Here is a 15,129-nt window from a genome sequence, read left to right on the forward strand (position 1 = left end):
TATGATCAATAAAGTTGACGAATTCAATGCTTACCGTCAGCAGATGAATGATAAAATTCTGGGCGAGAACAATAAGGTACTCAAAAGAATTTTTAATTTAGACACAAATGCTTTCACTGAAGGCGCTGTAGATAAAAAAACAAAAGAATTATTAGGTCTTGTGGCCTCCCTGGTTTTACGTTGTGATGATTGCGTAAAATATCATTTAGAGTCCAGTTATAAACAAGGTCTAAGCCGGGAACAGGTAATGGAAACGCTTAGTATTGGGACTTTAATTGGCGGCACTATTGTTATTCCTCACCTAAGAAGAGCTCACGAATACTGGGAAGCGCTGGAAAATGCCGACGTATAATAGGCTGGCATAAAAAATGTACCTTAGCTCTAAAATGCTTTTTGAATGAAATTACGCGCCGAGAATTTAGTTAAAGCCTACAAAGGAAAAAAAGTTGTAAAAGGAATTTCCCTGGAAGTAAACCAGGGAGAGATCGTTGGTTTATTGGGACCAAATGGTGCGGGAAAAACCACTTCCTTTTATATGATCGTAGGCCTTATTAAACCAAATTCAGGAAAGATAATTTTAGACAAAGAAAACATCACTAAATTCCCAATGTATAAAAGGGCGCAGCACGGCATTGGGTATCTCGCGCAGGAAGCTTCGGTTTTTAGGAAACTAAGTATTGAAGACAATATTATGAGTGTGCTGGAACTAACCGATCTTTCGAAAGAAGAACGCCACCATAAGATGGAAACCCTTATCGAAGAATTTGGTTTAAGCCATATTCGCAAAAACCGAGGTGATCTTTTAAGTGGTGGTGAAAGAAGACGTACAGAAATTGCCCGGGCACTGGCAACCGATCCTAATTTTATACTACTCGACGAACCATTTGCGGGAGTAGACCCGGTAGCGGTAGAAGACATTCAAAGAATTGTCGCACAATTAAAGGATAAAAATATCGGGATTCTTATTACCGATCACAATGTACAGGAAACCCTTGCTATCACCGACAGGACTTACCTGATGTTTGAAGGAAGTATTCTAAAACACGGGCAACCCGAAGAACTCGCAGAAGATGAAATGGTACGAAAGGTTTACCTCGGACAAAACTTTGAGTTAAGGAAGAAGAAGTTGTTTAAGTAACTATTCGGTTATATTTTTCAATCATTGATTTTTTAGTTTTTTCGTATATTAGACTTTGCCAGAGATCAGTAGGTTTTATGGAATAGTCATCTATATGTTCTTTAACGACCATAATCCCCCTCATTTTCACGTAAATTATCAGGGATATGAGGCAATTATCGAGATAGAGAATGGCACAGTTACCGGGCAGATTCCAAGAAGAGCATTAAAGATGATTTATGAATGGCTGGATTTACATAAGGATGAACTTATGAATAACTGGGAAAAAATGACGCAAAGAAAACCACTTTCTAAAATAGAACCATTAGATTAAGATGAAAGTAATTCGAATAATATCGGCTGATTACCTTGAGGATTATAAAATTAAACTAAAATTTAATGATGGTCTGGAAAAGAGGATTGATTTGGAGAAGGAACTTTATGGGGAAATCTTCGAACCCCTAAAAAATATGGACTATTTTAAAAACTTCAGTTTGAATCACTTTACCATAGAATGGCCAAATGGAGCTGACTTCGCACCAGAATTTCTTTACAATTACAATAAAGAATTAGTTTAAGTGTAAATTAAAATTTCAGGCTTAATCTTTCTCTCACAACTCCTCTTTCTTTGGAAATACTACCGACAAAAGCACATAACTTAATATAATAAGTGGCACAGCTACAAACTGGAACACCAGGATAAGGGCCAGGCATAAAAGCAGGAAGAAGTATCTCAATTTATTATCGGCAAAACCCCAATTTTTAAATTTAAGGGCGAATAATTTTATTTCTGCATTTAAAAGATAGCAGCTTAAAAAAGTGAGACCAATCAAAAACCACTCGTTTAAAATTAAGCCGGTTAAAAAGCTATCAGGTTGGTAAGTGAGAATAAGCGGAAAACTTAAAATTAAAAGTGCATTGGCAGGCGTTGGAACTCCTATAAATGAATCGGTTTGGCGATCGTCCACATTAAATTTAGCCAATCTGTAAGCTGAGGCTAAACTAATTAACAAGCCAATTAAAGCCAGGGGGTTAAAATTCCAATCCCACCAACCGGGATTTACTTCCCAGCCGGTATTTTCTACTCCAGAACTACCGGGCAACGCATTATCTAATAATTGATACATCACAATGCCAGGCACCACACCACTGGTTACCACATCGGCCAGCGAATCTAGCTGCAAACCAAGCTCTCCTGCAACTTTCAAACTTCGGGCGGCAAGTCCGTCAAAAAAATCGAAGAATATTCCACCGGCAACAAAGATTGCAGCCATAATGAGGCTGCCCTGCACCGCAAAGATTACGGCTATAGTTCCGCATAGAAGATTTAGAAGCGTAATAATATTCGGAATATGTCTTTTTATCGTCATAGATTGGTTTTCTAAAATACTAAACTAAGCAATTGCAACCTGTTTCCATAAGTTTTTTTAATTTCAGAATAAACAATTACAAAAGCTTTAACTTCAAAGAAATTATTAAAAACCAAATAAAGATGACTGATTTTTTTGAAAATCGTCATTCTGAATTCATTTCAGAATCTAAGATATTGATAATCAAACCATGTGAGAAGCTGGAACAAGTTCAGCTTGACGAAATCAGACTTTTCACGCAACCTCGGGAATCGGAAAAAAATCTTGACCTTCGGTACAAGCCCGCCATTCCGCGCAGGCCTCGGGAATTAATCCCTCAATGAGGGATTAAAATATAATAGTTTGCTATTTTTGAAAAGAATTTCCTGAGTATGAAAAATCTTCTTTACGCAATTTCAAGCGGAATTTTACTGGCACTGGCCTGGCCAACTTACGGCTTTCCCTTGCTTCTATTTTTTGCATTCGTCCCCCTACTCTATGTAGAATATAAAGTAAGAAATTCTAAAAAGAAATTTATAAAATGGAAGGTTTTTGGACTGGCGTACCTGAGCTTTTTCCTTTGGAATCTTATTACCACTTACTGGATTTATTTCTCAACAGCTTTTGGTGGTGCCTTCGCTATTTTAGTGAATTCCCTGCTTATGGCATTGGTCTTTATGTTATACCACGTTGTAGCAAAAAGAACCGGATTTAGTGCAGCCTCGGCATTTTTGATAAGTATTTGGATGGTTTTTGAAAAACTGCATCTCGCCTGGGAATTTTCCTGGCCCTGGTTAAATCTAGGTAATGCATTTTCTGAATTTCAAAACTGGGTACAGTGGTATGAATATACCGGAACATTTGGCGGTACACTTTGGGTTTGGCTGGCAAACATCGCCGCCTTTAAAGCCATTTTGCTTTTTAAAGAGTTTAAAGACAAAGCTGTAATCTACCGCGGAATTTTCAAATTAGCATTACTCATTTTAATTCCGATAGGGATTTCTTACTTATTGCTAAGCCAGGTAGAAAAAAAGGGAGAAACGATGGAAGTGGTAATCCTGCAACCCAACATTAATCCTTATACCGAAAAATATAATACTAACGATACTCGTATTGGAGAATTATTACTGAAACTAAGTGCAGAAAAAGTAAGCGAAAACACCAGGCTCATTGTAGCCCCTGAAACTGTTTTTGCCGATGGAACCGTACTTCCAAATTTTGAACAATCTGAAGCTGCTTTTTTCTCCAGGCAACTTATTAATAAATATCCGCAAACTAATTTTCTTAGCGGAATTTCCTTCTACGAAAGATTCAAGGATCCTGGAAAAGTTAGAGAGCAAAGCAACCAATTAGGTACCGGCGATTGGTATGATGATTATAATTCGGCTTTTCTAATGAATTCTGAAGATACGCCACAGCTTTATCATAAATCGAAGCTTGTAGTAGGTGTTGAGAATTTTCCTTACCAGGAAGTTTTAAAACCTATTTTGGGAGATGTAATGATTGATCTTGGGGGCACCGTAGCTATGAAAACCACACAGGAAGACCGCGAAGCTTTTGCGCTAAATAATAATTCATTTACAGGCCCCATCATTTGCTACGAATCTGTTTACGGAGAATATGTAACAGGATACGTAGAAAATGACGCCGATTTTCTTAGCATAATTACCAACGATGCCTGGTGGGGTAATACTCAAGGCCACCAACAACATCTTAGCTACGCAAAATTGCGCGCAATAGAGACTCGTCGCGATGTGGTGCGAAGCGCTAATACCGGAATTTCAGCATTTATTAATCAAAAAGGGGAAGTAACCGAAAGCTTGGGATATGAAAAACAAGGGAGTATTAGAGCCGTTATTCATTTAAATTCAGACAAAACCTTTTATGTAAAATATGGAGATTACCTGGCGAGAGTTGCGCAGTTCCTGGCTTTATTTATTTTCTTATTTGCAGTGGTAAAATATAAACGCAACAGACCTTCGTAAATTTTATTGTTTACTGAAACTGCTCACTGCCAACTGAAAACTGAGAACCGACAACCGAGAACTGAGAACTAACAAACTGCTTACTGCCACTGATTACTGGATACTGAAAACTGGATCACTGTCCGCGAAAGAAAATAATGGTGCTTAGGGTTTTTAAAATGATATTTAAATCCAGGAACACACCCCGGTGTTTAATATAATATAGATCATACTGAAGTTTTATAAGGCTATCGGTTTGGCAATTTCCATAATCGGCTCTCACCTGTGCCCAGCCGGTCAGCCCGGGTTTTATAACATGGCGGGTTTCGAAAAAAGGAATCTTTTCAGATAATTCCTTTACAAAAATCGGTCTTTCAGGCCTTGGACCAATCAGGCTCATCTCTCCCTTTAAGACATTGTAAAACTGCGGAATTTCATCAAGTCTGGACCTTCTTAAAAACTTTCCGAAGCGAGTAGTTCGCAAATCATTCTTTTCAGCATATTGTGGACCGTTTGGCTCAGCATCTTTTACCATAGTCCTCAATTTTAAGATCTTAAAAACTTCTCCAAATTTCCCTATTCGTTCCTGCCGGTAAAAAAGTGAGCCCTGGTTTCCAACTAAATTTGCGAGAAGGATTATTGGTAAAATCAACAAAAGGAATATCAATCCGAAACAAGCGACAATAACATCGAATATTCTAAAGAAAACCTGGTAAAATTTATTTTGATTACTTCGGCTAAACGGAAAATATCTATAAAAATCTTTATCTACATGCTGCACCGGGATTCGCTGCGTTACTTCCTCGTAAACCTGGTTATAATCTTTAATAGGAAAACCGGCTTTCAGCAAATAGCTAAGTTGATTGTATAAAGGAAGCATCAGCCCTTTTTTATATCCGCTTGCTACTACAACCTCATTAATATGATGCTCTTTTATGGCTTCCCTAATATCCTTAACTTCAAATCGTATCAGCTTTTCCGCTTTAATTTCCGATGGGATTCGGTCTTCAGTTTTAATATAACCTACCACCATATAATTAGGATCCGATTTCTGAAGATCGGAACTTATAAGATTAATATCAAAAGAATTCCCAACCACTAAAACACGTTTATAGAAGCGCGGAGATGAAATTAAAGTGATGTAGACAAGCCGCCATAAAAGCAGTGGCAGCAAAATAGCCAGGAAGAAAAAGAGTATTTGCAATCTGTTTTCCGGAAGGCTTGGGGTTAAAAGTGGCGTAAGCATATAGAATAAAACCGTAGCCCCGGAGCTTAAAACCGAATTCTGTAAAACGCTATCAAATTTTGAAGCCTTTTGCAGATCGTAAAGCTCGAATATACTGGCGAAAAGATTAAAGTAAAGAAGTAAAACCAGGGTCCAGTACCAGTTTTGAGAATTTACCCGAAAGTAATCGAATTCAAAGATAATTCCTACCAGGCTAAGGCAGGTTAAAATACACAGAGAGTCTAACAAACGTAGTAAAACCTTGCGCTCAGAGATTTCAAAATGTACAAGGGGCCGTTGAGACATGAATTACCTGCTTACGGGTTAAAGATAGAATTTTTTTGATTTCTACATCCTTTTATCCGGTAAAATGAGACAGGAGCATTTTGGGCACGAATACACTAAAATCTTTTTGATGGAAGTGAAGAAATCCCGCCGTCTTTTAAGCTGTGCTGAAAAAATCATATAATCGTTACCCTGAACTTGTTTAAAAGGCTGCTCCGGAAATTATTCGGAGGTCTAAGTTGATTGAAATTCTATTCATGTTAGATGCTGAAATAAATTCAGCATGACGCCTTCGTTGATTTAGGGTAAAAATTTCAAAAACTCCGTCATTGCGATGGAGGAACGACTGAAGCAATCTTTTCAAACGGAAAACTTCCCATTAAAAAGAATAAACAAAACCTGAAAGTGAAAGCTCCAGAGGAAAGGCATTTATTAAATTAACCTTGTTTTATTTTAAAAAAATATCCTGGTCACGAATACACGAATACACGAATATTTTTTTGCTTTTACTGAAATCAACATAACCCCTCCGACTTTTCCGCTACCGCAGAAAAGCCACCTCCCCTTGAAAATAAGGGGAGGAGCTTTTTGGGATAATTCTGAAAAGATAATAAAATCGTCACTCTAAACTCGTATAAAAGTCTGCTCCGGAATCTATTCGAAGGTCTAAGTTGATTGAAATTATATTCGTGTTAGATGCTGAAATAAATTCAGCATGACGCCTTCGTTGATTTGGGGTAAAAATTTCAAAAACTCCGTCATTGCGATGGAGGAACGACTGAAGCAATCTATTTAATTCCCATAACCTCTTTAAAAATATAAAATAATTAAAGCTCCTCCCCTTTTTTCAAGGGGAGGTGGATTTTCGTTTGCAAAACGAAAAGACGGAGGGGTTCTTTTCTGTTAAAAAAAGTCATTAGTCGTTAGAAAATAGTCATTTGAAATATGCTCTAACAATAACTCATTTTATTTCAGAATCTAAGATAGTAGTAATTCAAAACATATTAGAAGCTGAAACAAGTTTAGCTTGACGAAACCAAATCTTTTCAGACAGGCTACTTTCTCAAAACCAAGAGCCAGAAAAAACGGTATATTATCTAAATTTTATTCAGAAAGTAAAATTTCTTTCCAATCTTCTTTTACTCTCGCCCAATCAAATTTTTCTGCCTGATTACGAGCATTTTGACTTATATTTTCGGCTAAATCTGGATTTTCCAACAAGGTGCTAATTGCCTCTACCATTGCTGATTTGCTATTATACGGAACTAGCAGGCCGTTTTCTTGATCCTTGAGTAAGTATGGAATTCCACCAACATTTGTAGAAACAATCGGAAGGCCCAGGGCCATGGCTTCAATTAAACTCACCGGGGTATTATCTACATTGGTTGTATTAAGAAAAATATCGTAATCTTTTGAAAGTTCGGTCCATTCCTGCTTAGTTAGTTTTCCGGTAAACTTTACCGGTAACTTCTTACTTTCAGCATAATTAAAACATTCTTTATAAGATTCATCCTTTTCCGGCCCCACCATACAAAGTTCAGCTCCGGGATATTCTTTTAAAAGTTCCTCCAGAACCTTTATCGCAAGCATAGGATTATAAATTTCAGCAAAAGCACGTACCCATAATACTTTTGGTTTTAAATCTCTTCTAATCTTAAATGAATAATCTTTTAGAAAAATAGAATTCGGAATGTATTTCAGGTTTGTAAATCCGGCTTGCTGAAATACTTCATAAAGATATTTGGAAGGCGCAATATTCAACTTCGCATTATTGAACAATTCAGCAGAAAGCTTGGGGTTTTTCTTCAATCTCAAAGGGAGATCACCACCGTGAAGAATGGGAATATAATCCAGTTCCAAAATTTTACAAAGTTTTGCTGTGACTACGGCGTACCAAAAATTTCGGGTGCTATAAACATCGATGAGCACTAAATCAGCCCAGGATCGATTTTCAAGCAGCGATTGCTGCATATCTAATAACCTAAAAAACTGATTTTTTCTAGTAGAAGCTGTTTTCACCTGAAAACCTTCTTTTCTAAACAGGGGCGCCAACCGATCTATCGATGTGGATGCCCCGCCGCGGGATTCCAGTTCATTACCTATATAAAGCAGCTTTTTCATCTGTTTATATTTTTAACCCCAATGCTGGAATTAGGAACAAATTTATAATTATATACTTCAATTTGTTGCCAATTTTCGGGTCCAGTATCGTGTTGGCTTCATGCTTTAAGCACGCTATTCCAAGCGGTCTTCACCTTTTCCCAGGCAAAATTCTCTACTTTGCTTCGGGCATTTTCAGTCAGGATTCTGGCTTTCTCGGGGTTTTCAATAAGTTTAGTAATTTCAGCAGCCATAACCTCAGCATTATTTACCGGTACTAATAAACCATCCTTATTATTATTAATTAACATAGGCATTCCGCCTACATCGGTAGAAACAACTGCCAAACCAAGACTCATAGCTTCTATGACACTTATTGGCGTGTTGTCTATATTGGTAGTATTAATAAAAAAGTCATAGTCTTTAGATATTTTAGCCCAGTCCTTTTTCTTCAATTTACCGGTGAATTTAAGATTGAGGTCGTGTTTCGCGGCAAACTTTTTACAGGTTCTCATAGTCCCGTCTTTATCGGGCCCAACCATACATAATTCAGCATTCGGGTAATCCTTTTTCAGCAATAATAGCACTTCAAGTGCCATCACCGGGTTGTAGCGTTTCTGGAATCTACGCACCCATAATAATTTCGGTTGAAAATTCTCCCGCTTTTTAAACGGATAATTCTTCATCTGGATCGCATTGGGTATAATCTGGGTATTATGAAATCCTTCCGCTTTAAAAATATCATATAAAAATTTAGAAGGCGCAATATTGATCTTTGCTTTTCCGAAGAGACTTGCACTGTATTTCTTTGTAACGCTTAAACGCTCAGGTAGGTTTCCACCGTGTAGAATAGGAATATAATCTAATTTATAAGCCTGGCATGTTTTGGCTACCAGGTAGGCGTAATAAAAATTCATTGCGCCGTAGGTATCGATAAGAACAACATCTGTAGTTTTGTGATAACGAACAATAAGCCCAAGCATTTCGATTAATCTCAGGCCTTTATTACTTCGGGTAGAAGCTGTTTTCACCTTATAACCTTCTTTCCGCAACATTTTGCTAAAAAAAGATATATAGGTTGCCGTAAAGCTGTTAATCTGTAAGTCGTTTCCTATGTACAGGATGCTTTTTGTCATCTACTATATATAATAAGGCCAGGCCATAAACGAAGCCTGGAAGTGCAATTCGCATCGCCGAATGATTAACGGTTAAAAACCAAAATGCTAAGAACGCCAAAAAATAATAATTGTTCTTAAACTTTGTCCAGAAAATTATAGGAACTAAGATAAGAATTAGAATAGCAACCAGCCCCAAAAGACCATGTTCTGATAATAATCTACTAATTTCATTATGTGAAGCAGTAGCAGTACCGGTCATTTCGCTTCGCATTCCCTTTCCCTTGCCAACACCAATACCAATAACTGGGTTATAATAAAATCCCTGCAACTCGGTAATAATAAGTTCGGCTCTTCCGGTAGTGATATCATCCTCAAGTTTACCAGCTGCATCTCTATTCGTATATCTATTAACGATAAGACCGCCAGTTTTAATAGCTGTAAACATCCATAAAACAAAGCCTATCACAGCAAAGACTCCCATTTTAAATACAATTTTACTTTGCTCCCTGTTTTCTTGTTTATAGAAATAGACTATAATAAACGCAAAAATACAGATAACAGAAGTTATTACCCCGCCGCGAGAAAATGTTATAATAGCTCTATAGCTCATTAAAGCTAGTAAACCCAGATCTATGAAATTTATCGCTTTATTTTTTATTAAAAAAAATCTAGTGAATAAAATTATGGCCCCCATCCCCATTACTGTTGAGATTTGATTGGGTCCATACCCTCCTGAAGTGGCATAATTAGAATTTGTACCGCTCATTAAAGCCTCACCCACACTGGGTGTATATAGAAATAAATAGATCATGTTTGCTATTAGCGGAAGTAAGAGCATTAACAAAACATAATTAAACTGCGTTTTAGTTATTTTCTTATAATAGCAGTATAATGCTGAGACTCCTAAAGTCACCGGGCCACTAAGATTAAAAGCTACAGCTTTTCTAAAAACAACATCATACTCTAATGTAAACGAAGCCACGACCACACCAGGAAAAAGAATAAGAAGATAAAACCAATACGAAACAGTTTTTATAGAAGTCCCCTTATAAAACATTCCAATGAGCAGAAACAAAATGACGGAATATTTTCCGGTTTCATAAAAAACCATAGAACCGGTCATTCGATAAAAAACCTCAGCCCCGGAAATATAGGCCGCAGCCATAAGAGCTTCATTATTTTTATTTTCTTTTAAAATGACATAAAATATCCAAAACCCTAGCGTACCGAATAATAAAAACTGGCCTGCCGGTCTATACATATATACCACCACTGCTATCAAAAGATGAAGCAATAATAATTTTAGATAATTTATGTATTCTAGCTTTTTAATAATGTTTCCTTTTATATATAATTTTAAAATGGAATCATTGAATAAATTTTAATATCCTAAAACCTGTTCATTTCTTCACTTGTTTCAATAAGATTTCGCTTGAATAAACTTAAATTCTTTTGTAGAATTTAAGTAAATCTAATCTATATGAATTTTCTCCAAATCGAGAACTTATTCTACTTTTTAGTTCTGCTCCTTTAAGTAAGCAAAGTTCATTATTTTCGGCAAAACTTAAAATCGCCTGAGCAAGTTCTTCGGAGTTGTTCCGATCCACCAAAATTCCGGCGTTTCCGACTACTTCTGAAATCTGCCCCACATTTGTGCATACCACCGGTAGAGCGGCCATTCCATGTTCCAATAATGCCAAAGGCATACCTTCTGAACGAGAAGATAAAATTCCCAGGTTTGCCTGCTCCAATATTTTAGGGATATTCTTTTGGGTTCCATAGAAAAAGATTCTATCAGCGACTGCAGATGAAGAAATTTCTTCCAGCACAGCTTTAGAGTAGACAGTGTCAGGATCTTCTCCTATTAAATGTAAACTAATTATCCGGTTAGATACCGCCGCTATTTCGAAAGCCCTCAAGAGATTAAGATGATCTTTTTGCGGTCTTATATTTCCGACACATATAATCTTAAAACTGTTAATTTCTCCTTTTAATTTAGGAAATGGACTTTTTATTCCATTTTCAACAATAAAGTTATTTAAGTGAATTACCCGTTCAGCCTTCAGTGTTTTTTCGGCCCATCCTTTCAAAACTATATTTACAGATATAATTCCATCAAAATATCCTGAAAGTGGCTTAAGAACTGTTATACTTCTAGCTTCCAAATTTTCGCTTTCGCCATAATGATCGTGCCATACGAGTTTTATTTTACTAGATAACTTCATTAAGACTCCCAAAAACCAGGAAGTCCCGTGAGCATGAATAATATTAATTTTATTTTCACGAATATATCTTGTCAATTTTAAAATCGCTTTTGGATCGAGACTGGATTTTTTATCCAAAAACAGATACCCCACCTCAGGTTTTAATTCTTTTTTAAATAAACCTTCCTGCCGTGCACAACATAAGAAAGAACCATTCACAAATGACTCTAAAGAATTAGCGGTATTTACCGCCATTCTTTCTGCTCCACCCGGTCTCAAACTATCTATTAATTGTAGTACTCTTAATGGTGCCCGGTCTGGGGATTCTTGGTCTATGCTGTCGGTTATGGGTTGTGAGTTGTCAGTTATTAGTTGTGGATTTTCGGTTTTCGGTTTATTGTTTGATGTTTGTTGTTTGGGGTTATCGCTTATCGGTTGGCGGTTGTCGATTGTGAGTTCTCGGTTATGGGTTTTCAGTTGTAGGTTTTCGGTTCCCGGTTCTCGGTTCTCGGTTTTTGGTTCTCGCTTGTGGGTTGTGGGTTGTTGGTTGTGCTTTCCTAAAATTTCCTGAATTGCCGTTTCAAATTTTTCTAAAGTATATTGCTGACTCCATTCCTGGGCAGCCACAGACATCTTTTTTAATTTTTCGGGATTTTCTATTAGCCTCGCTATTTCTGACAAGTCTTTTTCAGAAAAACCTGTTCTAGATATATTCCGACTCCCTTTGGAATACTCGAATTGACGGCCTTTTTGAAATTTAATTGAATATATATTATTTAGTAAAATTCCTCTTTTCGCAAGTATAATTTCGCCAGTTTCCCCTTCGGGGGCGGAGGGGGCTTTTAACATCCACGGCACGCAACTCACTGGTGTAGCGACGGGAATACAACCGTACCACATCCCTTCCGCCAGGGCTTTGGGCCAGCCTTCGCTTTTTGAGAGTAAAATAACAAAATATGCTTTTTTATAAGCCTGCTTTAATTCTTCCAGACTTTTACGGCCATTTAGTTTTACGAAACTTTGGAGTTTTTTCTCTTGAATATACGATCTTAAAGAATCTTCCAATACTCCATCACCATAGATATCAAGTTCTGAAATCACTCCCTTATTTTTTAGACTTCCAATAAGGTCTATAGCTTCAAAAATCCCTTTATCTTTTACCAGGTTACCCGTGAAGATGAATTTATAGGGCTGTTTAAAATTTTTAACAAGGGATTCTCTTTCCTTTTCCGAAAAACTCGCGGTAAAAAATGGGACTATATTATCTGACTGATTCGGCCAATTCCCATAGACCAGAACTTTAATGTTCCTGCTCAACAACCTGTTACTTAAAATCCATTTCTGAAGTCTGTAGGTCCAGGGCTGTTTTGCTTTAGGATCCCAGTTTCCTGCATATTTAACCGACTTAGGTTTCTTCGGAAAAAAGACCTGAAGTAAACATCCTATTAGACTAATGTTGCCGGGACAGCGCAAATGGATGTGATCTGCTCTCTGCATTACTTTAAATACAGTAAAAAAAATATAAGGTAATTTTATTAATGAAGTAAGAACCTTTTCAATTCCTGTAAAACTTATAGCTGGAACCTTAAAAAAATAAAGGCTATTAATATTATAGGCTTCTTTTTTATTCAATGGTTTTGTAATATCTGCAGGCGCAACTATCAAAACCTCATTCACCTGCTGGAACCATATATTCATTTCTCTAATATATGGCGTATAGCTGTAGTACCTATTATTTTGAATTGAATGGGGAATATATGTGATTACAGCGAAACGCATTTATTGAAAAAGATTATAAAGATCTATAAAATTAAATTTTAAAGTTCTTTTATATTGAAAAGCCTTTTCTCCATTTGTATTTCTATCACCATCATATACCATATAATATCCCTTTTCGTTTGACTGTACATCCAGGTGATGCATACCACGATTAAACCAGGGAATTTCTGATTGAGGACCGAGATACATTTTGTGAGCTAAAGTTAAGTCTAATTGTCCAGAATTGTTCTCCAGTTTATGTATTGAAATACCGGTCCCATATCCCAGTGTTCTGTTTTGAACAGGCAAATACCAGTCGCCTTTTATTTTAAAAAATCGACCTCCGGGTCTACTCTCATTCCCCCATCTCGATTTATAATTTGGATGTTCTTCCCATTTTCCATCTAAAGAATCTGCGGTGAAGAAAAATTGTTCAAGATTATCATTTACCCCCACTATAAGGTTCAGTTCTTCACTTAATAAAATAGAAGGGTCTTTAATTCCAGTATTAAACAGTAAAGTATCTTCTACCTCCCATTCCAATGGAAATTTTCTTGCTTTATATAATAAAACATTTCCGCTTCCCTTAGTTTCCGGAAGCATATAATATTCATGCTTATATTTAAAGACTTGCGGATAAGAAAGATGAAAATCTTCATCCAGAACTATTCCCCGATATTGATAATTCTTTCCATCCTCTGATGAGAACAAAGCAATATTGGCATTCTCTCTTCCTTTTAACTCGGTAAAGAGATAAAATTTTGAGCTATCCTGAATAAAAAAGGGATCAGCTATATAATCAATATCTTCGGAAATTAAAGCATCGATTTCTTTATAACTAAAAATATTGTTTTCGTCCAATTTCGGGACAGGAAACAGCTTTTGGGTTTGCATATAGCCAACTGACCAATTTCCTACGGCCGGAGTTATAAAAGGATATCTATAATTAAAGATCATGAGAACGATCAATCCACAACAAAATGCGATAACAGCAAACTTAATTATAGATTTTCTCATTTATCACTTTTCGGTTTATTCCAGAGCAAACTCCACCATCCTATAGCTCGTCCCAGACTCTCGGTAAAAGCCTTTTTTCTTTGTGAAGTGGTAATTACATTACTGAATCGAACTAAAGTTAGCAAAAAAGCTATAGCGTGCCATTTTACCTTCGACTTTAAACCTGGTGAGGGATATTTTATCCGCCATACATACCAGCCATTTCTTATTACCATTTTGCCGTATTTAAACTGATTGGGACGACCAGATTCATGATGATGATGATAAAGTTTGGCTGAAGTATTAACGTATAGCTGACCTAATTTTGAAGCTCTCAAGCAAAAATCCATATCTTCGTAAAGGCCATAGCCTTGAAAGTAAGGTGAAAATTTAATTTTATTAAATAGATCTTTTCGATAGGAAGCCACACCTCCCATAAAGCTTTCTACTTTATAGCTTTTTCCGGTAGGCGGTAGAAATCCAATAGCATAACCATTAGAAAAATCGGGCATATATCCCGGTGGAACATCTGGCTGTAAGCCTAGCTTCTTACGTAATAAATGCCTACTACCTAAATTTCTTTTAAAGCCGTCATATTCAAATTCATTAAAACTTATAACCTCGCTACCTTTTTTCCATTCTACTTCATTTTTAATATACCCCCCAACCCCCAGGGCATCAGGAAATTTTCGGTAAGTATTTAAAAGGTTTTGAAAATATGTTGGAGTAAGCACAATATCATCATCCAGAAAAGAAACAACTTCAGAAGAAGTGTCTACTCTTTCTATACCGAAATTTCGTTGCTTTGTGAGCCCCCTATTATTTTTTCCCACCTTGAAGTATTTCATTTTTTTAAAAGAATATCCTTCGAGTGCCTTTCGGGTCTCATCATTCCTGGAACCGTCTATAACAAGAATTTGATTAGGAAAAAGTGTTTGTTTTGCTACTGAATTAAGTAGTGTTAACAAAGGTCCCGGCCGCTGGTAGGTGCAAACGATTAAGGTGAATTTCAT

Annotated in this window: 13 protein-coding genes; 5 read left to right on the forward strand and 8 right to left on the reverse strand. The window is 36.6% G+C overall.

What is annotated here, in order from left to right; translation table 11 throughout:
• Position 1: 1 nt before the first annotated feature.
• Genes FG27_RS05315 through FG27_RS05330 form a run of 4 tightly spaced genes read left to right on the forward strand, consistent with a single transcriptional unit; the run spans position 2 to position 1,695 of the window.
• On the forward strand, positions 2–352 hold the full coding sequence (locus FG27_RS05315; protein WP_037316486.1) for a carboxymuconolactone decarboxylase family protein: 351 nt from the start codon (positions 2–4) through the stop codon (positions 350–352).
• A 45-nt stretch (positions 353–397) separates the two neighbouring features.
• Complete coding sequence (gene lptB / locus FG27_RS05320) at positions 398–1,138, forward strand: LPS export ABC transporter ATP-binding protein (RefSeq protein WP_037316489.1); 741 nt, start codon at positions 398–400, stop codon at positions 1,136–1,138.
• Between the two features lie 55 nt (positions 1,139–1,193).
• Entirely contained in the window at positions 1,194–1,451 is a 258-nt protein-coding gene (locus FG27_RS05325; protein WP_037316495.1) for a DUF4160 domain-containing protein, read from the forward strand.
• Between the two features lies 1 nt (position 1,452).
• A complete protein-coding gene (locus tag FG27_RS05330) occupies positions 1,453–1,695 on the forward strand; it encodes a DUF2442 domain-containing protein (RefSeq protein ID WP_037316498.1) in 243 nt (80 codons plus the stop codon).
• 33 nt (positions 1,696–1,728) lie between these two features.
• Here FG27_RS05330 and FG27_RS05335 read toward each other — a convergent pair whose 3' ends face one another.
• Entirely contained in the window at positions 1,729–2,487 is a 759-nt protein-coding gene (locus tag FG27_RS05335; protein ID WP_037316502.1) for a phosphatidylcholine/phosphatidylserine synthase, read from the reverse strand.
• Between the two features lie 371 nt (positions 2,488–2,858).
• Here FG27_RS05335 and lnt point away from each other — a divergent pair, with 371 nt between their 5' ends.
• A complete protein-coding gene (gene lnt / locus FG27_RS05340; RefSeq protein ID WP_037316506.1) occupies positions 2,859–4,451 on the forward strand; it encodes an apolipoprotein N-acyltransferase in 1,593 nt (530 codons plus the stop codon).
• A gap of 115 nt (positions 4,452–4,566) precedes the next feature.
• On the opposite strand, the gene FG27_RS05345 is transcribed toward lnt, so the two are convergent.
• From FG27_RS05345 to FG27_RS05375, 7 genes are all read right to left on the reverse strand, one after another.
• Entirely contained in the window at positions 4,567–5,961 is a 1,395-nt protein-coding gene (locus FG27_RS05345; RefSeq protein ID WP_037316509.1) for an exopolysaccharide biosynthesis polyprenyl glycosylphosphotransferase, read from the reverse strand.
• Positions 5,962–7,044: 1,083 nt separating this feature from the next.
• Positions 7,045–8,061, reverse strand: coding sequence for a glycosyltransferase family 4 protein (locus FG27_RS05350; protein ID WP_037316512.1), 1,017 nt, complete (start codon positions 8,059–8,061; stop codon positions 7,045–7,047).
• A gap of 98 nt (positions 8,062–8,159) precedes the next feature.
• The gene (locus FG27_RS05355; RefSeq protein WP_037316515.1) at positions 8,160–9,176 is read right to left on the reverse strand and encodes a glycosyltransferase family 4 protein; all 1,017 of its coding nucleotides are present in this window, start codon (positions 9,174–9,176) and stop codon (positions 8,160–8,162) included.
• A complete protein-coding gene (locus FG27_RS05360; RefSeq protein WP_231563265.1) occupies positions 9,133–10,452 on the reverse strand; it encodes an O-antigen ligase family protein in 1,320 nt (439 codons plus the stop codon). Before FG27_RS05360 ends, FG27_RS05355 begins: the two co-directional genes overlap by 44 nt.
• 148 nt (positions 10,453–10,600) lie before the next feature.
• The gene (locus FG27_RS18920; RefSeq protein WP_231563267.1) at positions 10,601–13,060 is read right to left on the reverse strand and encodes a glycosyltransferase; all 2,460 of its coding nucleotides are present in this window, start codon (positions 13,058–13,060) and stop codon (positions 10,601–10,603) included.
• A gap of 81 nt (positions 13,061–13,141) precedes the next feature.
• Positions 13,142–14,137, reverse strand: a complete 996-nt coding sequence (locus tag FG27_RS05370; RefSeq protein WP_156101208.1) for a hypothetical protein — start codon at positions 14,135–14,137, stop codon at positions 13,142–13,144.
• Complete coding sequence (locus tag FG27_RS05375; protein WP_037316524.1) at positions 14,134–15,129, reverse strand: glycosyltransferase family 2 protein; 996 nt, start codon at positions 15,127–15,129, stop codon at positions 14,134–14,136. The genes FG27_RS05370 and FG27_RS05375 overlap by 4 nt, the downstream gene beginning before the upstream one ends.

It is taken from the genome of Salegentibacter sp. Hel_I_6, from assembly GCF_000745315.1.
Lineage (GTDB): Bacteria > Bacteroidota > Bacteroidia > Flavobacteriales > Flavobacteriaceae > Salegentibacter.

Excerpts from the sequence above, each read along its gene's own strand:
- lptB (WP_037316489.1), top strand. The coding sequence starts at position 398 with ATGAAATTACGCGCCGAGAATTTAGTTAAAGCCTACAAAGGAAAAAAA.
- FG27_RS05335 (WP_037316502.1), bottom strand. The coding sequence starts at position 2,487 with ATGACGATAAAAAGACATATTCCGAATATTATTACGCTTCTAAATCTT.
- lnt (WP_037316506.1), top strand. The coding sequence starts at position 2,859 with ATGAAAAATCTTCTTTACGCAATTTCAAGCGGAATTTTACTGGCACTG.
- FG27_RS05330 (WP_037316498.1), top strand. The coding sequence starts at position 1,453 with ATGAAAGTAATTCGAATAATATCGGCTGATTACCTTGAGGATTATAAA.
- FG27_RS05375 (WP_037316524.1), bottom strand. The coding sequence starts at position 15,129 with ATGAAATTCACCTTAATCGTTTGCACCTACCAGCGGCCGGGACCTTTG.
- FG27_RS18920 (WP_231563267.1), bottom strand. The coding sequence starts at position 13,060 with ATGAATATATGGTTCCAGCAGGTGAATGAGGTTTTGATAGTTGCGCCT.
- FG27_RS05350 (WP_037316512.1), bottom strand. The coding sequence starts at position 8,061 with ATGAAAAAGCTGCTTTATATAGGTAATGAACTGGAATCCCGCGGCGGG.
- FG27_RS05370 (WP_156101208.1), bottom strand. The coding sequence starts at position 14,137 with ATGAGAAAATCTATAATTAAGTTTGCTGTTATCGCATTTTGTTGTGGA.
- FG27_RS05315 (WP_037316486.1), top strand. The coding sequence starts at position 2 with ATGATCAATAAAGTTGACGAATTCAATGCTTACCGTCAGCAGATGAAT.
- FG27_RS05355 (WP_037316515.1), bottom strand. The coding sequence starts at position 9,176 with ATGACAAAAAGCATCCTGTACATAGGAAACGACTTACAGATTAACAGC.
- FG27_RS05345 (WP_037316509.1), bottom strand. The coding sequence starts at position 5,961 with ATGTCTCAACGGCCCCTTGTACATTTTGAAATCTCTGAGCGCAAGGTT.